This is a genomic window from Enterobacter sp. BWH64 (assembly GCF_001037645.1).
Lineage (GTDB): Bacteria > Pseudomonadota > Gammaproteobacteria > Enterobacterales > Enterobacteriaceae > Enterobacter > Enterobacter hormaechei_C.
The window spans coordinates 1,799,897-1,820,661 of record NZ_KQ089922.1 but is presented as its reverse complement, the minus strand read 5'-3'; the positions used below and the strand labels follow the sequence as shown (position 1 = coordinate 1,820,661).

General features: G+C 55.4%; 19 protein-coding genes and 5 tRNA genes. 22 read left to right on the top strand and 2 right to left on the bottom strand.

Going from position 1 to position 20,765, the window contains the following annotated elements; all coding sequences use genetic code 11:
* From SK50_RS08635 to SK50_RS08615, 5 genes are all read left to right on the top strand, one after another.
* Positions 1 to 75, top strand: a tRNA-Gln gene (locus SK50_RS08635).
* A gap of 32 nt (positions 76 to 107) precedes the next feature.
* Positions 108 to 182: transfer RNA gene (locus SK50_RS08630), tRNA-Gln, on the top strand.
* A 17-nt stretch (positions 183 to 199) separates the two neighbouring features.
* Positions 200 to 276 (top strand) — tRNA-Met (locus SK50_RS08625).
* Positions 277 to 317: 41 nt separating this feature from the next.
* Positions 318 to 392: transfer RNA gene (locus tag SK50_RS08620), tRNA-Gln, on the top strand.
* Positions 393 to 426: 34 nt separating this feature from the next.
* Positions 427 to 501 (top strand) — tRNA-Gln (locus SK50_RS08615).
* Positions 502 to 609: 108 nt separating this feature from the next.
* On the opposite strand, the gene ubiF is transcribed toward SK50_RS08615, so the two are convergent.
* Positions 610 to 1,785, bottom strand: coding sequence for a 3-demethoxyubiquinol 3-hydroxylase (gene ubiF / locus SK50_RS08610; RefSeq protein ID WP_048229310.1), 1,176 nt, complete (start codon positions 1,783 to 1,785; stop codon positions 610 to 612).
* A gap of 135 nt (positions 1,786 to 1,920) precedes the next feature.
* On the opposite strand from ubiF, the gene miaB reads away from it, so the two are divergent.
* From miaB to rihA, 10 genes are all read left to right on the top strand, one after another.
* Positions 1,921 to 3,345, top strand: a complete 1,425-nt coding sequence (gene miaB, locus SK50_RS08605) for a tRNA (N6-isopentenyl adenosine(37)-C2)-methylthiotransferase MiaB (protein WP_015571130.1) — start codon at positions 1,921 to 1,923, stop codon at positions 3,343 to 3,345.
* A gap of 163 nt (positions 3,346 to 3,508) precedes the next feature.
* Complete coding sequence (locus SK50_RS08600; protein ID WP_003858674.1) at positions 3,509 to 4,555, top strand: PhoH family protein; 1,047 nt, start codon at positions 3,509 to 3,511, stop codon at positions 4,553 to 4,555.
* Positions 4,552 to 5,019, top strand: a complete 468-nt coding sequence (gene ybeY, locus SK50_RS08595) for an rRNA maturation RNase YbeY (protein WP_023296118.1) — start codon at positions 4,552 to 4,554, stop codon at positions 5,017 to 5,019. Before SK50_RS08600 ends, ybeY begins: the two co-directional genes overlap by 4 nt.
* 84 nt (positions 5,020 to 5,103) lie before the next feature.
* The gene (corC, locus tag SK50_RS08590) at positions 5,104 to 5,982 is read left to right on the top strand and encodes a CNNM family magnesium/cobalt transport protein CorC (protein WP_003858679.1); all 879 of its coding nucleotides are present in this window, start codon (positions 5,104 to 5,106) and stop codon (positions 5,980 to 5,982) included.
* 5 nt (positions 5,983 to 5,987) lie between these two features.
* The gene (gene lnt / locus SK50_RS08585; RefSeq protein ID WP_045344528.1) at positions 5,988 to 7,526 is read left to right on the top strand and encodes an apolipoprotein N-acyltransferase; all 1,539 of its coding nucleotides are present in this window, start codon (positions 5,988 to 5,990) and stop codon (positions 7,524 to 7,526) included.
* A 380-nt stretch (positions 7,527 to 7,906) separates the two neighbouring features.
* Entirely contained in the window at positions 7,907 to 8,812 is a 906-nt protein-coding gene (locus SK50_RS08580) for an amino acid ABC transporter substrate-binding protein (protein WP_003858681.1), read from the top strand.
* 155 nt (positions 8,813 to 8,967) lie between these two features.
* Entirely contained in the window at positions 8,968 to 9,708 is a 741-nt protein-coding gene (gltJ, locus tag SK50_RS08575) for a glutamate/aspartate ABC transporter permease GltJ (protein ID WP_015571133.1), read from the top strand.
* Positions 9,709 to 10,383, top strand: coding sequence for a glutamate/aspartate ABC transporter permease GltK (gene gltK, locus SK50_RS08570; protein ID WP_003858686.1), 675 nt, complete (start codon positions 9,709 to 9,711; stop codon positions 10,381 to 10,383).
* On the top strand, positions 10,383 to 11,108 hold the full coding sequence (locus SK50_RS08565) for an amino acid ABC transporter ATP-binding protein (RefSeq protein ID WP_017382465.1): 726 nt from the start codon (positions 10,383 to 10,385) through the stop codon (positions 11,106 to 11,108). The genes gltK and SK50_RS08565 overlap by 1 nt, the downstream gene beginning before the upstream one ends.
* Positions 11,109 to 11,227: 119 nt before the next feature.
* Positions 11,228 to 12,169, top strand: coding sequence for a pyrimidine-specific ribonucleoside hydrolase RihA (gene rihA / locus SK50_RS08560; RefSeq protein WP_033486406.1), 942 nt, complete (start codon positions 11,228 to 11,230; stop codon positions 12,167 to 12,169).
* Positions 12,170 to 12,225: 56 nt separating this feature from the next.
* Here the strand turns inward: rihA and SK50_RS08555 are convergent, their stop codons facing one another.
* The gene (locus SK50_RS08555) at positions 12,226 to 12,708 is read right to left on the bottom strand and encodes a zinc ribbon-containing protein (protein ID WP_003858689.1); all 483 of its coding nucleotides are present in this window, start codon (positions 12,706 to 12,708) and stop codon (positions 12,226 to 12,228) included.
* Positions 12,709 to 12,922: 214 nt separating this feature from the next.
* Between SK50_RS08555 and leuS the strand changes: the two genes are divergently transcribed.
* From leuS to mrdA, 7 genes are all read left to right on the top strand, one after another.
* Entirely contained in the window at positions 12,923 to 15,505 is a 2,583-nt protein-coding gene (gene leuS, locus SK50_RS08550; RefSeq protein ID WP_015571136.1) for a leucine--tRNA ligase, read from the top strand.
* Positions 15,506 to 15,519: 14 nt separating this feature from the next.
* Positions 15,520 to 16,089, top strand: a complete 570-nt coding sequence (gene lptE / locus SK50_RS08545; RefSeq protein WP_006809628.1) for an LPS assembly lipoprotein LptE — start codon at positions 15,520 to 15,522, stop codon at positions 16,087 to 16,089.
* Complete coding sequence (gene holA / locus SK50_RS08540; protein ID WP_045344529.1) at positions 16,089 to 17,120, top strand: DNA polymerase III subunit delta; 1,032 nt, start codon at positions 16,089 to 16,091, stop codon at positions 17,118 to 17,120. The genes lptE and holA overlap by 1 nt, the downstream gene beginning before the upstream one ends.
* Positions 17,113 to 17,778: a nicotinate-nucleotide adenylyltransferase gene (nadD, locus tag SK50_RS08535; RefSeq protein WP_003858694.1), complete on the top strand. Its 666-nt coding sequence runs from the start codon at positions 17,113 to 17,115 to the stop codon at positions 17,776 to 17,778. The genes holA and nadD overlap by 8 nt, the downstream gene beginning before the upstream one ends.
* Before the next feature lie 268 nt (positions 17,779 to 18,046).
* Positions 18,047 to 18,364: a ribosome silencing factor gene (gene rsfS, locus SK50_RS08530; RefSeq protein ID WP_003858696.1), complete on the top strand. Its 318-nt coding sequence runs from the start codon at positions 18,047 to 18,049 to the stop codon at positions 18,362 to 18,364.
* Between the two features lie 3 nt (positions 18,365 to 18,367).
* Complete coding sequence (gene rlmH / locus SK50_RS08525; protein WP_003858701.1) at positions 18,368 to 18,835, top strand: 23S rRNA (pseudouridine(1915)-N(3))-methyltransferase RlmH; 468 nt, start codon at positions 18,368 to 18,370, stop codon at positions 18,833 to 18,835.
* A 28-nt stretch (positions 18,836 to 18,863) separates the two neighbouring features.
* Positions 18,864 to 20,765 carry a peptidoglycan DD-transpeptidase MrdA gene (mrdA, locus tag SK50_RS08520; RefSeq protein WP_015571138.1) on the top strand — a complete coding sequence of 634 codons (1,902 nt, stop codon included), beginning with the start codon at positions 18,864 to 18,866 and terminating at the stop codon, positions 20,763 to 20,765.

The window sequence follows — 20,765 nt, the reverse complement described above, 5'->3', positions numbered from 1 at the left end:
TGGGGTATCGCCAAGCGGTAAGGCACCGGTTTTTGATACCGGCATTCCCTGGTTCGAATCCAGGTACCCCAGCCATATTTCTTCGATTATGCGGTTCTCCGCGGTATTGGGGTATCGCCAAGCGGTAAGGCACCGGTTTTTGATACCGGCATTCCCTGGTTCGAATCCAGGTACCCCAGCCATCGAAGATTGCAGTACTGGCTACGTAGCTCAGTTGGTTAGAGCACATCACTCATAATGATGGGGTCACAGGTTCGAATCCCGTCGTAGCCACCATATTTATGTTATCGAATACGATTCGGTAAACTGAACATTGTTGGGGTATCGCCAAGCGGTAAGGCACCGGATTCTGATTCCGGCATTCCGAGGTTCGAATCCTCGTACCCCAGCCACTTTAAAGTCGTTAAGCAGTTTGTTTAACGCAATTGGGGTGTCGCCAAGCGGTAAGGCTCTGGTTTCTGATACCAGCATTCCGGGGTTCGAATCCCTGCACCCCAGCCACTTAAAACAAACAAGCCCGCTCTGCGGGCTTTTTTGTTTTTGTTGTTCAGAATAGTGCGGCCTGATGCCCTCACCCTACCCCTCTCCCACGGGGAGAGGGAATAAAGATCAGAGTCCGAGGGCGTATTTCAGGGCCTGACGCTTCAGCCCACCGGCACGCTCCGCCGCCATCAATCCAATATTGCGCACTATACGCACCGGACCAACATCGTTGCTGAACCCGGCATAGAACAGATCCATCCCCGACTGCATAATGAAGTTATCCGCCATACGGCGCGTCTGGTAGCGCTTCAGTACCTGATGGCTGGCCCAGGCTTCCGCGTGGGCGCGAGCGTTACCCAGCACATCCAGTAACGCATCGACGTCACGGTATCCCAGATTCACCCCCTGCCCCGCCAGCGGATGAATGGTGTGCGCCGCATCTCCCACCAGCACCAGTCCTTCACGGGCATACTGTAACGCATGGCGTCGCATCAGCGGGAATGCGCCGGCGGCAACCGGGGTCACGTTACCCAGACGACTCGGGAAGTGCTGGCGAATTTCGCGCTGCAACTGATCCATGGACAGCCCCTGCAACTGTCGAATGCGCGCCGGTTTGTCGTACCACACCAGCGAAGCCCAGTTATCAAACAGCGGTAAGAATGCATGCGGGCCGTTCGGCGTAAAATGCTGCCAGGTGCTTTCGCCCGGCGCGTTTTCTGACTGAACGGTGATCAGCATGCAGGACTGCTGGTACTGCCAGGCATGGATCCCAATGCCTGCCATCTGCCTGACCTGCGAGTTCGCGCCATCCGCCCCCACCACCAGCCTCACGGCCAGCTCATCGTCGTTGTCCAGCGTCAGGAGATACCCGCCCTCATGACGATGCAGGCCTTTCAGCGAGTCCGGAACGCGCAGCGTCACCTTCGGGTGCGCCTCCAGCGCCTGCCAGAGTGCCTGCTGGAGCACGTTGTTTTCCACCATATAGCCCAGGCGCGGCAGTTTCAGCTCGGCGGCATCAAACGACACGTGAGCATTTTCCCACTCCCAGGTTTCAAGACGGCTGTATGGGTGCGCGCGCATCGCCAGCACCGCCTCCCAGACGCCCAGCCCGCGAAGCAGATCAACAGAGGCCGCGCTGATGGAGGAAATACGCACGTCCGGTTGGCTGGCAGGATCGAATGCCGGCGGAGCCGCCTGTTCAATAACGGTTACGTCAAATCCCTGCTGCGCCAGCCCCAGCGCCAGTGCGCCGCCGACCATACCGCCGCCAACAACGGCAACTTCGGTGTTCAGGAGTGTCATGGTCACTATTCCTTATTGGAGAATACCTTAAGTTTACCGGATTTTTGCGGCCCTGAGGTTGACAACCTTCATACTGGTCACAACCGCACCAAAGCATTACAATACGCGGCTTGCAATCCTGAGCTGAGCAAGTCGATGACTAAAAAACTCCATATAAAAACCTGGGGCTGTCAGATGAACGAATACGATTCATCGAAGATGGCCGATCTGCTGGATACCACCCACGGATACCAGCTGACTGAAAATGCGAAAGAAGCCGATGTGCTGCTGCTGAACACCTGTTCAATTCGTGAAAAAGCACAGGAAAAAGTTTTTCATGTGTTAGGCCGCTGGAAGCTTCTCAAACGGAAAAATCCGGACCTGATTATTGGCGTGGGTGGCTGCGTCGCATCGCAGGAAGGTAAGCTGATCCGCCAGAGAGCCCCCTATGTGGATATCGTTTTTGGCCCTCAGACCCTGCACCGCCTGCCAGAGATGATTAATCAGGTTCGCGGCAGCCGTAGCCCGGTGGTTGACGTGAGCTTCCCGGAGATCGAGAAATTTGACCGTCTGCCAGAGCCGCGCGCTGATGGCCCGACCGCCTTCGTCTCCATCATGGAAGGCTGCAACAAATACTGTACTTACTGCGTGGTGCCTTACACCCGCGGTGAAGAAGTGAGCCGCCCGGCAGACGATATCCTGTTTGAAATCGCGCAGCTTGCCGCGCAGGGCGTTCGTGAAGTGAACCTGCTGGGTCAGAACGTGAACGCCTGGCGCGGGGAAAACTACGACGGTACCACCGGCAGCTTTGCTGAACTGCTACGTCTGGTGGCGGCGATTGACGGCATCGACCGCATTCGCTTTACCACCAGCCATCCGATGGAATTTACCGACGACATTATTGACGTCTATCGCGATACGCCAGAGCTGGTGAGCTTCCTGCACCTGCCGATCCAGTGCGGTTCTGATCGCGTGCTGAACCTGATGGGTCGTCCACATACGGTGCTCGAGTATAAGTCCACCATCCGCAAGCTGCGTGAAGCGCGCCCGGATATCCAGATTAGCTCCGACTTTATCGTCGGCTTCCCTGGCGAAACCGCTGATGACTTTGAGCGCACCATGAAGCTCATCGGCGAGGTGAATTTCGACGTCAGCTACAGCTTTATCTTCTCTGCGCGCCCGGGCACCCCTGCGGCCGATATGGTTGACGATGTGCCGGAAGAAGAGAAAAAGCAGCGTCTGTATATTCTACAGGAGCGTATCAACCAGCAGGCCAACGCCTGGAGTCGTCGTATGCTCGGCACTGTCCAGCGTATTCTGGTGGAAGGCACCTCCCGTAAAAGCGTCATGGAACTGTCTGGTCGAACCGAAAATAACCGCGTGGTGAATTTTGAAGGCACCCCGGACATGATCGGTAAGTTTGTGGACGTCGAGATTGTCGAAGTACTCACGAACTCGCTGCGCGGGAAGGTGGTACGCACTGAGGACGAAATGGGTCTGCGAATTGCACAGACTCCGGAATCCGTTATCTCTCGCACCCGCAAAGTCAACGATTCTGGCGTGGGTATTTACCAGCCTTGATCCTTCTGGCCTGCCTGTCCGGCAGGCCTTGTATTTCCTCTCATCGCCCCCAATATCTACCGCAACGCTTGCGCCTTTATTCTGTGGCGTGAATAATTTCGGTAATGACCGTTTTATTACGCCGTGTGGCCACAGGTCAGTTAACCAATTAAAGAGGAACAGTTTGAACATAGATACGCGTGAAATTAGCCTTGAGCCCGCAGACAACGCTCGCCTGCTGAGCCTGTGCGGGCCGTTTGATGACAATATCAAACAACTGGAGCGACGTCTGGGTATCGAAATCAATCGTCGCGATAACCATTTCAAACTCACCGGACGCCCAATCTGCGTCAACGCCGCGGCAGATATTCTCCGCAGCCTGTATGTTGATACCGCCCCGATGCGCGGTGAGATCCAGGATATTGAACCTGAACAGATCCACCTGGCCATTAAAGAGGCGCGCGTGCTTGAGCAGAGCGCGGAAAGCGTGCCGGACTATGGCAAAGCCATCAACATCAAAACTAAACGCGGCGTGATTAAGCCTCGTACCCCGAACCAGGCGCAGTACATCGCCAACATTCTCGACCACGACATCACCTTCGGCGTAGGCCCGGCGGGTACGGGTAAAACCTATCTGGCCGTTGCCGCTGCGGTCGATGCGCTCGAGCGTCAGGAGATCCGCCGTATCCTGCTGACCCGCCCTGCTGTTGAAGCCGGTGAAAAACTGGGCTTCCTGCCGGGCGATTTGAGTCAGAAAGTAGATCCCTACCTGCGCCCGCTGTATGACGCGCTGTTCGAAATGCTCGGCTTCGAGAAAGTTGAAAAGCTCATCGAGCGTAACGTGATTGAAGTTGCTCCGCTGGCCTACATGCGTGGCCGTACGCTTAACGACGCGTTCATCATTCTGGATGAGAGCCAGAACACCACCATCGAACAGATGAAGATGTTCCTGACGCGTATTGGCTTTAACTCGAAAGCGGTTATCACCGGTGACGTCACCCAGATTGACCTGCCGCGTAACACCAAATCGGGTCTGCGTCACGCCATCGAAGTCCTGGCCGAGGTAGAGGAAATCAGCTTTAACTTCTTCCACAGTGAAGACGTGGTACGCCATCCGGTCGTCGCGCGTATCGTTAACGCTTATGAGGCCTGGGAAGAGGCAGATCAGAAGCGCAGGGCCGAACTGGCCGCAGAACGTAAGCGCGAAGCGCAGGAGCATGAACAGAAATGAGTCAGGTGATCCTCGATTTACAGCTGGCCTGTGAAGATAATTCCGACATGCCAGAAGAGGCACAGTTTCAGAAATGGCTGGATGCCGTTATCCCCCAGTTTCAGGAAGAATCAGAGGTCACGATTCGCCTGGTGGATGAAGCAGAAAGCCATGAGCTCAACCTGACCTACCGCGGGAAAGATAAGCCGACCAACGTGCTCTCTTTCCCGTTCGAAGCCCCTCCGGGCATTGAGATGCCGCTGCTGGGCGATCTGATCATCTGCCGTCAGGTGGTTGAGCAGGAAGCCAAAGAGCAGCAAAAGCCGCTGGAAGCGCACTGGGCACACATGGTGGTGCACGGTAGCCTGCATCTTCTGGGTTACGACCATATTGAAGATGACGAAGCGGAAGAGATGGAATCCCTCGAGACAGAGATAATGCTTGCTCTGGGCTATGAGGATCCGTACATTGCCGAGAAAGAATAGTCAGTCACTGACTACCATGCCGCCGCGCAGGGACATAGCGCGGCGGTTAACATTGAACTAACAAGAGAACCCTTAACAAACGCCATGAGCGACGACAATTCACACAGTAGCGACACGACAACCACTAAAAAGGGATTTTTCTCCCTCATTCTGAACCAGCTTTTCCACGGCGAACCGAAAAACCGTGATGAACTGCTGGAGCTGATTCGTGATTCCGGGCAGAACGACCTTATCGACGAAGATACGCGCGAAATGCTCGAAGGGGTGATGGACATCGCCGACCAGCGCGTCCGCGACATCATGATCCCCCGCTCGCAGATGATTACCCTGAAACGCAACCAGACGCTGGACGAGTGCCTCGATGTGATTATCGAATCGGCTCACTCACGTTTCCCGGTCATCAGCGAAGACAAAGATCACATTGAAGGGATTTTGATGGCGAAAGATCTGCTGCCGTTTATGCGCAGCGATGCCGAAGCCTTCAGTATGGAAAAGGTGTTACGCCCGGCCGTGGTTGTGCCGGAAAGTAAACGTGTGGATCGGATGCTGAAGGAGTTTCGCTCCCAGCGCTATCACATGGCGATTGTTATTGATGAATTTGGTGGCGTTTCCGGTCTGGTCACAATCGAAGACATCCTTGAGCTGATCGTGGGCGAAATCGAAGATGAGTATGACGAAGAAGAGGATATCGACTTCCGTCAGCTGAGCCGCCACACCTGGACCGTGCGCGCGCTGGCCTCCATTGAAGACTTCAACGATACCTTTGGCACCAGCTTCAGCGATGAAGAAGTGGACACCATTGGTGGTCTGGTGATGCAGGCCTTCGGCCATCTTCCGGCCCGCGGTGAAACCGTTGACATCGATGGTTACCAGTTCAAGGTCGCAATGGCTGACAGCCGACGTATTATTCAGGTTCACGTCAGAATGCCGGACGACTCACCGGTGCCAAAACTGGAAGATTAATGTAAATGGCATTTGCCCCACTCTTTGAACGCCAGCGCGTCCGTTTGCTGCTGGCGCTGTTACTCGGAGCCAGCGGTACGCTGGCTTTTTCTCCTTACGATATCTGGCCAGCCGCTATTCTCTCCCTGATGGGGCTACAGGGTCTTACCCTGAACCGCCGTCCGGTACAGGCCGCGGCCATTGGCTACTTCTGGGGGCTGGGGCTGTTTGGCTCTGGTATCAACTGGGTCTACGTCAGTATCGCGCAATTTGGCGGAATGCCGGGGCCGGTTAACGTCTTCCTGGTTGTGCTGCTCGCCGCCTATCTCTCGCTCTACACCGGCCTGTTCGCGGGCATCCTGTCTCGCCTGTGGCCAAAAACGACCTGGCTGCGCGTGGCGATAGCGGCACCCGTTGCCTGGCAAATCACCGAATTTCTGCGCGGCTGGGTACTGACCGGCTTCCCGTGGTTGCAGTTCGGCTATAGCCAGGTAGACGGCCCGCTGAAAGGCCTAGCCCCGGTCATGGGCGTGGAGGCGATCAACTTCCTGCTCATGGCGGTCAGCGGCCTTCTGGTGCTGGCTCTGGTGACACGTAACTGGAAGCCGCTGGTTGCCTCGTTGATCCTGTTTGCCCTGCCCTTCCCGCTGCGTTATATCCAGTGGTTTACGCTGGAGCCCGCGCGCGCCACGCAGGTTTCACTGGTACAGGGCGATATCCCGCAGTCCCTGAAATGGGATGAGAATCAGCTGCTGAACACGCTGAAAATCTACGCCAACGCCACTGAAAAGGTGATGGGCAAATCGCAGCTCATCATCTGGCCTGAGTCTGCGATCCCGGACCTGGAGATCAATCAGCAGCCCTTCCTGAAGATGATGGACGATCTGCTGCGCGCGCGCGGCAGTACGCTGATCACCGGAATTGTGGATGCGCGTCTCAATCAGCAGAACCGCTATGACACGTACAACACGATCATTACGCTCGGTAAGGACAGCGAATACAGCTATACCTCCACCAATCGCTACAACAAAAACCACCTTGTACCGTTTGGCGAATTTGTTCCGCTGGAGTCTATTCTGCGCCCACTGGCACCGTTCTTTGATTTGCCGATGTCCTCATTCAGCCGGGGCCCTTACGTTCAGCCGCAGCTGCATGCGCACGATTTTGCCCTGACGGCCGCCATTTGCTACGAGATTATCCTCGGCGAGCAGGTGCGTGATAATTTCCGCCCGGACACCGACTATCTGCTGACCATCTCAAACGATGCGTGGTTCGGTAAATCGATTGGCCCGTGGCAGCACTTCCAGATGGCGCGAATGCGTTCTCTGGAGCTGGCGCGTCCGTTGCTGCGCAGCACCAATAACGGCATTACCGCCGTGATTGGTCCGCAGGGTGAAATCCAGGCCATGATCCCGCAATTTACCCGTGAGGTGCTGACTACTAACGTCACGCCAACTACCGGGCTTACGCCTTACGCGCGCACCGGGAACTGGCCGCTGTGGATTTTGACCTTGCTGTTCGGCTTTGGCGCCGTACTGATGAGCCTGCGTCAGCGTCGTAAATAACCTTACCTTCTGTTGCCGGGTGGCGGCTACGCCTTACCCGGCCTACTCTCCAGCGCCGCCACCCGACAATTTCCTCCCAAACTTCAATTCTGGCACGCCTGTTGCTTTGTTTATTCACATCAACGCTGTCTGGCTTAACGTGCAACTTTGTCGCACCAGCGTAGATCATCGGTAGCACCGAAACGGTGCAACGAGGGATTATTGCCTCTGAATGGTGCGGCGCGCTTCGCAAAAATAAACAATAACGCAGCAAAATCTTTACATTAAGCCAGACTAAATGTTAACAAGCTTGCATAACACTGCACTCGCATTGCGCGAGATATAACAACATCACAATGGGTATCTATGCGTCACTGGCGCTGATAAGAAAGGAGTTGGGTATGCAATTACGTAAACTGGCCACAGCAATGCTGGTTATGGGAATGTCTGCGGGGGTTGTCCACGCTGAAGACGCTCCGGCAGCAGGAAGCACTCTCGACAAGATTGCCAAAAACGGCGTGATCGTGGTCGGCCACCGTGAATCTTCTGTCCCGTTCTCTTACTACGACAACACGCAAAAAGTCGTGGGCTATTCACAGGATTACTCCAACGCCATCGTTGAAGCCGTGAAGAAAAAGCTGAACAAACCTGACCTGCAAGTGAAGCTGATCCCCATCACTTCACAAAACCGTATTCCTCTGCTGCAAAACGGCACATTTGATTTTGAATGTGGCTCAACCACCAACAACCTTGAGCGTCAGAAACAGGCCGCTTTCTCGGACACCATTTTCGTTGTGGGCACCCGCCTGCTGACGAAGAAAGGCGGCGACATCAAAGATTTTGCTGACCTGAAAGGCAAAGCGGTTGTCGTGACCTCCGGTACCACGTCCGAAGTGCTGCTGCACAAGCTGAACGACGAGAAGAAAATGGACATGCGCATCATCAGCGCGAAAGACCATGGCGACTCCTTCCGTACCCTGGAAAGCGGCCGTGCTGTCGCGTTTATGATGGATGACGCCCTGCTGGCGGGCGAACGCGCGAAAGCGAAGAAACCAGACAACTGGGAAATCGTCGGTACCGCCCAGTCGAAAGAAGCCTACGGCTGTATGCTGCGTAAAGGTGACGAGGACTTCAAGAAACTGATCGATGACACCATCGCTCAGGCGCAAACCTCCGGCGAAGCGGCAAAATGGTTCGACAAATGGTTCAAGAACCCAATTCCACCAAAAAACCTGAACATGAACTTTGAACTGTCTGACGACATGAAAGCGCTGTTCAAATCACCAAACGACAAAGCTCTTAACTAATTAGAACGACAGGGGCGGGATCTCCTGCCCTCTCGATTGTCGGGAAGCATGGACAGACTATACGTTGAGTGGTCGTTCCCCACTCAGCGCAAAAATTGAGCTTCTCACCAATCTTCGAGGGTAGCGCTGCTACCCTTTTTTTTCTGGAGTTTACTATGTCAATTGACTGGAACTGGGGCATCTTTCTGCAACAAGCCCCGTTCGGCAACACCACCTATCTCGGCTGGCTGTGGAGCGGCTTTCAGGTTACCGTTGCGTTATCGATAACGGCGTGGATTATCGCGTTTCTTGTCGGTTCGCTGTTCGGTATTCTGCGTACCGTCCCTAACCGTTTTCTCTCTTCGATTGGCACGCTCTATGTGGAACTGTTCCGTAACGTTCCGCTGATCGTGCAGTTCTTTACCTGGTATCTGGTGATCCCGGAACTGCTGCCGGAAGATCTCGGCATGTGGTTTAAGGCCGAGCTGGATCCTAACGTACAATTTTTTGTCTCCTCTATGCTGTGTCTGGGGCTGTTCACCGCTGCGCGCGTCTGCGAGCAGGTACGTGCCGCCATACAGTCACTGCCGCGCGGGCAAAAGAATGCGGCACTGGCAATGGGCCTGACTCTGCCCCAGGCCTACCGTTACGTACTGCTGCCTAACGCTTACCGCGTCATCGTTCCGCCGATGACGTCCGAGATGATGAACCTGGTAAAAAACTCGGCTATCGCCTCAACCATCGGTCTGGTGGATATGGCGGCACAGGCGGGCAAACTGCTGGATTACTCCGCTCACGCCTGGGAATCCTTCACGGCGATCACGCTCGCCTATGTTCTGATTAACGCTTTCATCATGCTGGTGATGAACCTGGTTGAACGCAAAGTACGCCTGCCGGGCAATCTGGGGGGCAAATAAATGTACGATTTTGACTGGAGTTCCATTGTTCCCTCCATGCCCTATCTGCTGGATGGACTGGCAATCACCTTAAAGATCACCGTTATCGCCATTATCGTCGGTATTGTCTGGGGCACCCTGCTGGCAGTGATGCGCCTGTCGAGCTTTAAGCCGCTCGCCTGGTTTGCCACGGCTTACGTTAACGTATTCCGCTCCATTCCACTGGTCATGGTGCTGCTGTGGTTTTATCTGATTGTTCCCGGCTTTTTACAGAACGTACTGGGACTGTCGCCAAAGACCGATATCCGCCTGATCTCTGCCATGGTGGCGTTTTCCATGTTTGAAGCCGCCTACTACTCAGAGATCATCCGCGCAGGTATTCAGAGTATCTCTCGCGGGCAGTCCAGCGCTGCGCTGGCGCTCGGTATGACGCACTGGCAGTCCATGAAGCTCATTATTTTGCCGCAGGCGTTTCGCGCCATGGTTCCGCTGCTGCTGACGCAGGGCATCGTCCTGTTCCAGGATACCTCCCTGGTCTACGTGCTGAGTCTGGCAGACTTCTTCCGTACCGCCTCCACCATTGGCGAACGTGACGGAACGCAGGTTGAGATGATCCTCTTCGCGGGCGGGGTCTATTTTGTGATTAGTTTAAGCGCATCGCTGTTGGTCAGCTGGCTGAAGAAAAGGACGGTATAATGATTTCCCTGAAAAATGTTTCTAAATGGTATGGGCACTTTCAGGTGCTGACCGACTGCTCAACGGAAGTGAAAAAAGGCGATGTGGTGGTGGTATGCGGCCCGTCCGGTTCCGGTAAGTCGACGCTTATCAAAACCGTTAATGGGCTGGAACCTGTCCAGCAGGGCGAGATTGTCGTTAACGGTACCAAAGTAAATGACCGCAAAACCAACCTTGCCCAGCTTCGCTCTCACGTAGGGATGGTGTTCCAGCATTTTGAGCTGTTCCCTCACCTGTCCATCATTGAGAACCTGACGCTGGCGCAGGTCAAAGTGCTGAAGCGCGACAAAAAAGCGGCGCGCGAAAAGGGGCTGAAGCTGCTGGAACGCGTCGGGCTGTCTGCGCATGCGAATAAGTTCCCGGCCCAGCTTTCGGGCGGCCAACAGCAGCGTGTGGCAATCGCGCGTGCGCTGTGCATGGATCCGGTGGCAATGCTGTTTGATGAGCCGACGTCCGCGCTCGACCCTGAGATGATCAACGAAGTGCTGGACGTCATGGTGGAGCTGGCGCACGAAGGGATGACCATGATGGTGGTGACGCACGAAATGGGCTTCGCCCGTAAAGTGGCCAACCGCGTGATCTTCATGGATGAAGGGAAAATTGTTGAAGACTCACCAAAAGAAGAGTTCTTCGCAAATCCTAAATCTGAACGTGCAAAAGACTTCCTCGCCAAAATCCTGCATTAATCTTTTTAGTGCGCAATCTGCGGATTGCGCACTGCTTCACGCTTTAGATCTCTTTTTCTATTCGGCGTCACATCGCAGCGTTAACCTTGTCACAAATAATGCTGAGAATGGAGAACGCTATGGCACAGCCAATTATTCTCGACTGCGATCCGGGTCATGATGACGCGATCGCACTCGTCCTTGCTCTTGCTTCCCCTGAACTGGACGTAAAAGCTGTCACCTCCTCCGCCGGGAACCAGACGCCGGATAAAACCTTGCGAAACGTGTTGCGCATGTTGACGCTGCTGAAACGCACCGATATTCCGGTCGCAGGTGGCGCCGTTAAGCCACTGATGCGCGAGCTGATCATTGCGGATAATGTTCACGGTGAAAGTGGGCTGGATGGCCCGGCGCTACCGGAGCCGAATTTCACACCGCAAAACTGCACTGCCGTCGAGCTCATGGCGAAGGTGCTGCGTGAGAGCGCAGAGCCCGTGACGTTGGTGGCGACCGGCCCGCAGACCAACGTAGCGCTGCTGCTGAACAGCCATCCTGAACTGCACAGCAACATCGCCCGTATCGTCATCATGGGCGGGGCAATGGGGCTGGGGAACTGGACGCCAGCAGCAGAGTTCAACATCTTCGTTGACCCGGAAGCCGCGGAAATCGTCTTCCAGTCGGGCCTGCCGATTGTGATGGCGGGGCTGGACGTGACGCATCGGGCACAGATTATGACAGACGATATTGAACGCTTCCGCGCCGTGGGCAACCCGGTTGCAACGACCGTGGCCGAGCTGCTCGACTTCTTTATGGAGTATCACAAAGCCGAAAAGTGGGGCTTCCACGGCGCCCCGCTGCATGACCCATGCACCATCGCCTGGCTGCTGAAGCCGGAAATGTTTACCACGGTCGAGCGTTGGGTTGGTGTGGAAACACAGGGGAAATATACCCAGGGAATGACGGTGGTGGACTATTACTCATTGACGGGAAACAAGCCGAATACCACGGTAATGGTGGATATCGATCGGGAAGCGTTTGTGGATTTACTGGCGGAGCGGCTGGCTTATTATTCTGCGGCCTGATGCCCTCACCCCGCCCCTCTCCCACAGGGAGAGGGTGCAAACAGTTTTGCTTTTACCTACGGCTCAAACGGCCGACGCTGGAACTGGTCGTGCCCGCACTTCGGACACAGCGACAGCACCTCCGGCGTATAAACGGCGATATGATGGTGGCACTTCTCACACACCAGGTTCCCCAACCCCACTACTTCGCCGCTGTGATAGACACCGTGGTGGTTTAAATCCTGAAACACCTCACGCCATTCCAGCTGAGTTTTATCGGTAATATCCGCCAGCTCCTGCCACAGGCTCTCTTTGATGACCCGCATAAAAACGCTGTCGGCGATCTCGTCCTGGCTCTCTTCATAGCTTCGCGCAAACTCCTCCAGGTCACGGCGCACGGCGCGCGTCACCTCTTCCACTTCGGTTCGCGTTAACTCACCCGTTTGCGTCACGCGTGCGCGTGCCTGTTCGACCAGCGCGTCGATATCACGCTCGCCGTTACGCAGCCGTTCCGTCAGAGTCGCTACCAGTTCACGGTAAAATTGAGCAACCTTGTTCATCATTTTGCCTCCCGGGTAAGTAACTGTCTCTAATAATAGACCTTATTTCGCCGCCGCTTTGTCAGGTGAAGCACAGACCCGGTAAATTCCTGCAAAGTGCATTTGCGTGAAAGGCTGTTTTGACGCGGGCGTTTGGGCTATGCTATGCGGATCTGAATTACCACATCCATTGGCTACATTTGTAGCTGTATTGAACACAGGACCACTGGCTGCCATGCAAGAGCAATACCGCCCGGAAGAGATAGAATCAAAAGTCCAGCAACACTGGGACGAGAAGCGCACCTTTGAAGTAACCGAAGACGAGAGCAAAGAGAAGTATTACTGCCTGTCGATGCTTCCCTATCCTTCTGGTCGACTACACATGGGCCACGTGCGTAACTACACCATCGGTGACGTGATTGCGCGCTACCAGCGTATGCTGGGCAAAAACGTTCTTCAGCCTATCGGCTGGGATGCGTTCGGCCTGCCTGCTGAAGGCGCGGCGGTGAAAAACAACACGGCACCGGCTCCGTGGACGTACGACAACATTGCGTACATGAAAAACCAGCTGAAAATGCTGGGCTTTGGCTATGACTGGAGCCGCGAGCTGGCAACCTGTACCCCGGAATACTACCGCTGGGAGCAGAAATTCTTTACCGAGCTGTATAAAAAAGGCCTGGTGTACAAGAAGACCTCTGCCGTTAACTGGTGCCCGAATGACCAGACCGTTCTCGCGAACGAACAGGTTATCGATGGCTGCTGCTGGCGCTGCGACACCAAAGTAGAGCGTAAAGAGATCCCGCAGTGGTTTATCAAAATCACCGCCTACGCTGACGAACTGCTGAACGATCTGGATAATCTGGACCACTGGCCAGATACCGTTAAGACCATGCAGCGCAACTGGATCGGCCGTTCCGAAGGTGTGGAAATTACCTTCAACGTTGAGAACTACGACCAGACCCTGACCGTCTATACCACCCGTCCGGACACCTTCATGGGCGCGACCTACCTGGCCGTGGCCGCAGGTCACCCGCTGGCGCAGAAAGCGGCAGAAAACAATCCGGAACTGGCGACCTTCATCGACGAATGCCGCAATACTAAAGTGGCCGAAGCCGACATGGCGACGATGGAGAAAAAAGGCGTTGATACCGGCTTTAAAGCCATTCACCCGCTGACGGGCGAAGCGATCCCTGTCTGGGCAGCCAACTTCGTACTGATGGAATACGGCACAGGCGCCGTGATGGCCGTGCCGGGTCACGACCAGCGCGACTACGAATTTGCCACCAAATACGGCCTGACCATCAAGCCTGTTATTCTTGCTGCTGACGGCTCTGAGCCCGATCTCTCTGAGCAAGCGCTGACTGAAAAAGGCACCCTGTTTAACTCCGGTGAGTTCAGCGGCCTGAGCTTCGAAGAAGGCTTCAACGCCATCGCCGACAAGCTGGCCTCCCTGGGCGTGGGCGAGCGTAAAGTGAACTACCGTCTGCGCGACTGGGGCGTTTCCCGTCAGCGTTACTGGGGTGCGCCAATCCCAATGGTGACTCTGGAAGATGGCACCGTGATGCCAACGCCGGAAGATCAGCTGCCGGTGATCCTGCCGGAAGACGTGGTCATGGACGGCATCACCAGCCCGATCAAAGCCGATCCTGAGTGGGCGAAAACCACCGTCAACGGTCAGCCAGCGCTGCGTGAAACCGACACCTTCGACACCTTTATGGAATCCTCCTGGTACTATGCGCGCTACACCTGCCCGCAGTACAAAGAAGGCATGCTGGATTCCGATGCAGCAAACTACTGGCTGCCGGTAGACATCTACATCGGTGGCATTGAACACGCCATCATGCACCTGCTCTACTTCCGCTTCTTCCACAAACTGATGCGTGACGCAGGCCTCGTCAACTCCGACGAGCCGGCAAAACAGCTGCTGTGTCAGGGTATGGTGCTGGCAGATGCGTTCTACTACGTTGGCGCGAACGGCGAGCGTAACTGGGTTTCTCCGGTTGATGCGATTGTGGAGCGCGACGAGAAAGGCCGTATCGTGAAGGCGAAAGACGCCGAAGGTCATGAACTGGTGTATACCGGCATGAGCAAGATGTCCAAGTCGAAAAATAACGGTATCGACCCGCAGGTAATGGTTGAGCGTTACGGCGCTGACACCGTGCGTCTGTTCATGATGTTCGCCTCCCCGGCAGATATGACGCTGGAATGGCAGGAATCCGGCGTTGAAGGGGCAAACCGCTTCCTGAAACGCGTCTGGAAACTGGTGTACGAGCACACCTCTCAGGGTGATGCGCCAGCGCTGAACGTGGCTGCACTGAGCGAAGATCAGCAGGCGCTGCGTCGTGATGTTCATAAAACCATTGCGAAAGTCACCGATGATATTGGTCGTCGTCAGACCTTCAATACCGCAATTGCGGCTATTATGGAACTGATGAACAAGCTGGCGAAAGCCCCGCAGGACGGCGAGCAGGATCGCGCCTTAATGCGTGAAGCGCTGCTGGCGGTCGTTCGCATGCTTAACCCGTTCACGCCGCACGTTAGCTTCACCCTGTGGCAGGAGCTGAAAGGCGAAGGCGATATCGACAACGCGCCGTGGCCAGTGGCGGATGAATCCGCTATGGTGGAAAACACCACGCTGGTGGTGGTGCAGGTTAACGGTAAAGTGCGCGGTAAAATTACCGTCGCGGTCGACGCAACCGAAGAACAGGTTCGCGAGCGCGCAGGCCAGGAGCATCTGGTCGCGAAATACCTTGAGGGCGTTACCGTACGTAAAGTGATCTACGTACCTGGTAAACTGCTGAATCTGGTCGTTGGCTAAGCGCGGGAGGAAACGTGCGACAACTGGCAACAATACTCTTATCTCTGGCGGTGCTGGTCACCGCTGGCTGCGGCTGGCACCTGCGCAACACCACGGCAGTGCCTGCTCAGATGAAAACAATGATCTTCGACTCATCCGATCCGAACGGACCGCTGAGCCGGGCCATTCGTAACCAGCTGCGTTTGAACGATGTTGAGCTGATCGAGAAGGGAACCCTGCGTCAGGATGTTCCTTCGCTTCGCGTCCTGAAATCAACGCTGTCACAAGATACGGCCTCGATCTTCCAGGATGGGCGGACGGCGGAATATCAGATGGTGCTTACCGTTGATGCGGCCGTCTTGATGCCAGGTAAAGATATTTACCCTATCAATACCAAAGTCTACCGCTCGTTCTTCGATAACCCGCAGACGGCGCTGGCAAAAGACGCCGAACAGCAGATTATCATCAAAGAGATGTACGATAAGGCCGCGGAACAGCTGATCCGCAGACTGCCTGCCATTGCCGCGTCGACGAAAAAAGGCGCTGACGTCATCGAAACACCGGATGCCAGCACGCCGGATATGCCAACGTCTCTGGGTAACTGATGATCAGGTTGTATCCTGAACAACTCCGCGCGCAGCTCAACGAAGGGCTGCGCGCGGCCTATCTGCTACTCGGCAATGACCCCCTGTTACTTCAGGAAAGCCTTGATGCGGTTCGCCATGCGGCAGCCGCGCAGGGTTTCGATGAACATTATACGTTCCAGATCGATAACAGTACCGACTGGAACGCTATCTTCTCGCTTTGTCAGGCCATGAGCCTGTTTGCCTCTCGTCAGACAATCCAGATCCTGCTGCCGGAGAATGGTCCTAACGCTGCCATCAATGAACAGCTGGCTATGCTGGTGAGTTTGTTACACGGCGATCTTCTGCTTATCGTACGCGGCAACAAACTCACAAAAGCGCAGGAAAACGCGGCCTGGTTTACCCGGCTAGCCCCCAATGCGGTGCTGGTCACCTGCCAGACGCCAGAGCAGGCGCATCTGCCAAAATGGGTTGCCGCGCGAGCAAAGCAGCACAATTTGCAGCTGGATGAGGCCGCCAGTCAGCTCCTGTGCTACTGCTACGAAGGCAACCTTCTGGCACTGGCGCAGGCGCTGGACAGGCTCGCCCTGCTGTGGCCCGATGGTAAGCTGACGCTGCCGCGCGTGGAACAGGCGGTGAATGATGCCGCGCACTTTACCCCCTTCCACTGGGTTGATGCGCTGCTGTCGGCGAAAAGTAAGCGTGCTCTGCACATCCTGCAACAGCTGCGCCTGGAAGGGAGTGAGCCGGTCATTCTGCTCCGTACGCTCCAGCGCGAATTACTGCTGCTGAACAACCTTAAACGCCAGTCAGCACACACGCCCCTGCGCGCCTTATTCGACAAACATCGCGTCTGGCAAAACCGTCGGGCGATGACCACGGAGGCGATAAACCGCCTGAGCCAGGAGCAGTTGCGTCAGGCAGTACAACTTCTGATGCGCGCCGAATTGACGTTAAAACAGGATTACGGCCAGACTGTCTGGGCGGAGCTGGAGAGCCTCTCTTTGCTGCTCTGCCATAAGGCGCTGGCAGACGTATTTATCGATGGGTGATATGCATTCTTTACAGGCAATGTATGGCGGGACCTTCGACCCGGTACACTATGGGCATCTTAAGCCGGTAGAAATCCTCGCGAATTTGATTGGGTTGCAGCGGGTAATCATCATGCCCAACAATGTTCCGCCGCACCGTCCTCAGCCAGAAGCAACCAGCGAGCAGCGTAAAGCGATGCTCGCGCTGGCTATCGCCGATAAGCCTCTCTTCACGCTGGATGAGCGTGAACTGCGCAGGGATACCCCTTCCTGGACATCGCAAACGCTGCGGGAGTGGCGCGCTGAGCAAGGGCCCATGAAACCGCTGGCGTTTATCATCGGCCAGGATTCCTTGCTCAACTTTCCCAGCTGGTACCAGTACGAAACCATTCTGGAAAACAGTCATCTGCTGGTCTGCCGCCGTCCGGGCTACCCGCTGACCATGCGCGACGCACAGCATCAGCAGTGGCTTGACGCACATCTGACGGACAATATAGAAGACCTGCACAGTCTCCCCGCCGGGAAAATTTACCTCGCTGAAACGCCGTGGTTTGATATTTCCGCAACCCTCATCCGCGAGCGTCTCCAGCAGGGTTTAGACTGTGACGATCTCCTCCCCTCGCCCGTGCTGGCCTATATCCATGCGCACGGTCTGTATCAGAAAAGTACAGATGTCTGAGCATCGCCGGCGAAATTGTCCGTTAATGATTATCCTGCCTTGACAGGCTAAGCCATACTGATATCCTCCGCTGCCAGACTTTCCCGCCGATCGCTGCTTTACAGAAATTGTTTTACAAAAATGGCGATGCAATATCAGGCGGAGGGTGGGATGATACCCGCCTTCAAAAGCCGGGCGGTGACATTTGTCCCGCGACTGGCGTCAGTTCAGGTATACTGACTGACCACGAATTCATAGTTGTACAATCTCATACACCCAGGGGGAAAACTTGCAGGGTAAAGCACTCCAGGATTTTGTTATCGACAAAATTGATGACCTGAAAGGTCAGGACATCATCGCTATCGACGTTAAGGGTAAATCCAGCATCACCGACTGCATGATCATCTGCACCGGGACCTCAACTCGTCACGTTGTTTCGATTGCTGACCATGTTGTTCAGGAATCGCGCGCGGCAGGGCTGCTTCCGCTGGGCGTTGAAGGTGAAGCGACCGCTGACTGGGTGGTTGTCGATCTCGGCGATGTGATTGTCCACGTCATGCAGGAAGAGAGCCGTCGCCTGTATGAGCTGGAAAAACTCTGGGGTTAATGCGTGAAGTTGCAACTGGTCGCCGTCGGCACCAAAATGCCGGACTGGGTACAAACCGGTTTTACTGAGTATCTGCGTCGTTTCCCAAAAGATATGCCGTTCGAACTGGTGGAGATCCCAGCAGGAAAGCGCGGCAAGAACGCAGATATCAAACGTATTCTCGATAAAGAGGGAGAGCTGATGCTGGCTGCCGCAGGCAAAAACCGCATCGTGACCCTCGATATCCCGGGCAAACCCTGGGATACGCCGCAGCTGGCGCACGAACTGGAGCGCTGGAAGCAGGATGGTCGGGACGTCAGTCTGTTGATTGGCGGACCAGAGGGGTTATCTCCCGCCTGCAAAGCGGCAGCAGAACAAAGTTGGTCACTCTCGGCGCTGACGCTGCCCCACCCGCTTGTGCGGGTTCTCGTGGCAGAAAGTTTGTATCGCGCATGGAGCATCACTACCAACCACCCTTATCACCGCGAGTAATGACTGACCAGGGTAATTTAAGCAGCGGATGAAACTACAGAATTCTTTTCGCGACTATACGGCTGAGTCCGCGCTGTTTGTGCGCCGGGCGCTGGTCGCCTTTACGGGGATTTTGCTGCTTACCGGCGTGCTGATCGCCAACCTCTATAATCTGCAAATTGTCCGCTATACCGATTACCAGACCCGCTCAAACGAAAACCGTATCAAGCTGGTGCCCATCGCGCCCAGCCGCGGCATTATCTACGATCGTAACGGCACGCCGCTGGCGCTTAATCGCACCATCTACCAGATAGAGATGATGCCCGAGAAAGTGGATAACGTGCAGGATACCCTGAACGCGCTGAGAAGCGTTGTCGACCTGACTGATGACGATATCGCTGCGTTCAAAAAAGAGCGCGCACGTTCTCACCGCTTCACCTCCATTCCGGTAAAAACCAACCTGACGGAAGTGCAGGTCGCCCGTTTTGCCGTTAACCAGTACCGTTTCCCCGGTGTGGAGGTCAAAGGCTATAAACGCCGCTACTATCCTTACGGCTCCGCGCTGACGCACGTCATTGGTTACGTCTCCAAAATCAACGATAAAGACGTCGAACGCCTTGATAAAGACGGCAAGCTGGCTAACTACGCCGCAACCCATGATATTGGCAAGCTGGGGATCGAACGTTATTACGAAGACGTGCTGCACGGTCAGACCGGGTATGAAGAGGTTGAAGTTAACAACCGTGGCCGCGTGATCCGTCAGCTGAAAGAGGTTCCCCCGCAGGCGGGGCATGACGTCTATCTGACGCTCGACCTGAAGCTACAGCAGTATATCGAGACGCTGCTGGCGGGTAGCCGTGCTGCGGTTATTGTGACCGACCCGCGTACCGGCGGCATTCTGGCGATGGTTTCGATGCCAAGCTACGATCCGAACCTGTTCGTGGATGGCATCTCCAGCAAGGATTACTCCGGCCTGCTCAACGATCCAAACACGCCGCTGGTGAATCGCGCGACGCAGGGGGTTTATCCTCCAGCTTCAACGGTTAAACCGTATGTCGCCGTGTCTGCGCTAAGCGCGGGCGTCATCACCCGCAATACCAGTCTGTTTGACCCCGGCTGGTGGCAGTTACCTGGCTCTGAGAAACGCTACCGCGACTGGAAAAAATGGGGCCACGGCCATCTGAACGTGACCAAATCACTGGAGGAGTCGGCGGATACCTTCTTCTATCAGGTCGCCTACGACATGGGTATTGACCGTCTGTCTGAATGGATGAGCAAATTCGGCTACGGGCATTACACCGGTATAGATTTGGCTGAAGAGCGTTCCGGCAACATGCCAACCCGCGAATGGAAGCTGAAGCGCTTTAAAAAACCCTGGTATCAGGGTGACACCATTCCGGTAGGGATCGGCCAGGGCTACTGGACGGCAACGCCGCTGCAAATGAACAAGGCGATGATGATCCTCATTAACGATGGCGTTGTGAAAGTGCCGCACCTGCTGCAAAGCACCGTTGAAGACGGCAAAAAAGTGCCGTGGATACAGCCGCACGAGCCGCCGGTGGGTGACATTCATTCCGGCTACTGGGAAATCGCGAAAGACGGCATGTACGGTGTAGCCAACCGTCCTAACGGGACGGCGCACAAATATTTCGCCGGCGCACCGTATAAGGTTGCCGCGAAATCAGGTACGGCTCAGGTCTTCGGTCTGAAAGCGAATGAAACTTATAACGCACATAAAATTGCCGAACGTCTGCGTGACCACAAGCTCATGACGGCGTTTGCCCCTTATGATAACCCGCAGGTTGCGGTGGCGATGATTCTTGAGAACGGCGGCGCAGGCCCGGCGGTGGGTACCATCATGCGTCAAATCCTCGACCACATCATGCTGGGTGACAACAACACCGAACTGCCAGCTGAAAACCCGGCAGCCGCTGCGGCGGAGGACCAATAA

Excerpts from the sequence above, each read along its gene's own strand:
- ubiF (WP_048229310.1), bottom strand. The coding sequence starts at position 1,785 with ATGACACTCCTGAACACCGAAGTTGCCGTTGTTGGCGGCGGTATGGTC.
- miaB (WP_015571130.1), top strand. The coding sequence starts at position 1,921 with ATGACTAAAAAACTCCATATAAAAACCTGGGGCTGTCAGATGAACGAA.
- ybeY (WP_023296118.1), top strand. The coding sequence starts at position 4,552 with ATGAGTCAGGTGATCCTCGATTTACAGCTGGCCTGTGAAGATAATTCC.
- corC (WP_003858679.1), top strand. The coding sequence starts at position 5,104 with ATGAGCGACGACAATTCACACAGTAGCGACACGACAACCACTAAAAAG.
- lnt (WP_045344528.1), top strand. The coding sequence starts at position 5,988 with ATGGCATTTGCCCCACTCTTTGAACGCCAGCGCGTCCGTTTGCTGCTG.
- SK50_RS08580 (WP_003858681.1), top strand. The coding sequence starts at position 7,907 with ATGCAATTACGTAAACTGGCCACAGCAATGCTGGTTATGGGAATGTCT.
- gltJ (WP_015571133.1), top strand. The coding sequence starts at position 8,968 with ATGTCAATTGACTGGAACTGGGGCATCTTTCTGCAACAAGCCCCGTTC.
- gltK (WP_003858686.1), top strand. The coding sequence starts at position 9,709 with ATGTACGATTTTGACTGGAGTTCCATTGTTCCCTCCATGCCCTATCTG.
- SK50_RS08565 (WP_017382465.1), top strand. The coding sequence starts at position 10,383 with ATGATTTCCCTGAAAAATGTTTCTAAATGGTATGGGCACTTTCAGGTG.
- rihA (WP_033486406.1), top strand. The coding sequence starts at position 11,228 with ATGGCACAGCCAATTATTCTCGACTGCGATCCGGGTCATGATGACGCG.
- SK50_RS08555 (WP_003858689.1), bottom strand. The coding sequence starts at position 12,708 with ATGAACAAGGTTGCTCAATTTTACCGTGAACTGGTAGCGACTCTGACG.
- leuS (WP_015571136.1), top strand. The coding sequence starts at position 12,923 with ATGCAAGAGCAATACCGCCCGGAAGAGATAGAATCAAAAGTCCAGCAA.
- holA (WP_045344529.1), top strand. The coding sequence starts at position 16,089 with ATGATCAGGTTGTATCCTGAACAACTCCGCGCGCAGCTCAACGAAGGG.
- nadD (WP_003858694.1), top strand. The coding sequence starts at position 17,113 with ATGGGTGATATGCATTCTTTACAGGCAATGTATGGCGGGACCTTCGAC.
- mrdA (WP_015571138.1), top strand. The coding sequence starts at position 18,864 with ATGAAACTACAGAATTCTTTTCGCGACTATACGGCTGAGTCCGCGCTG.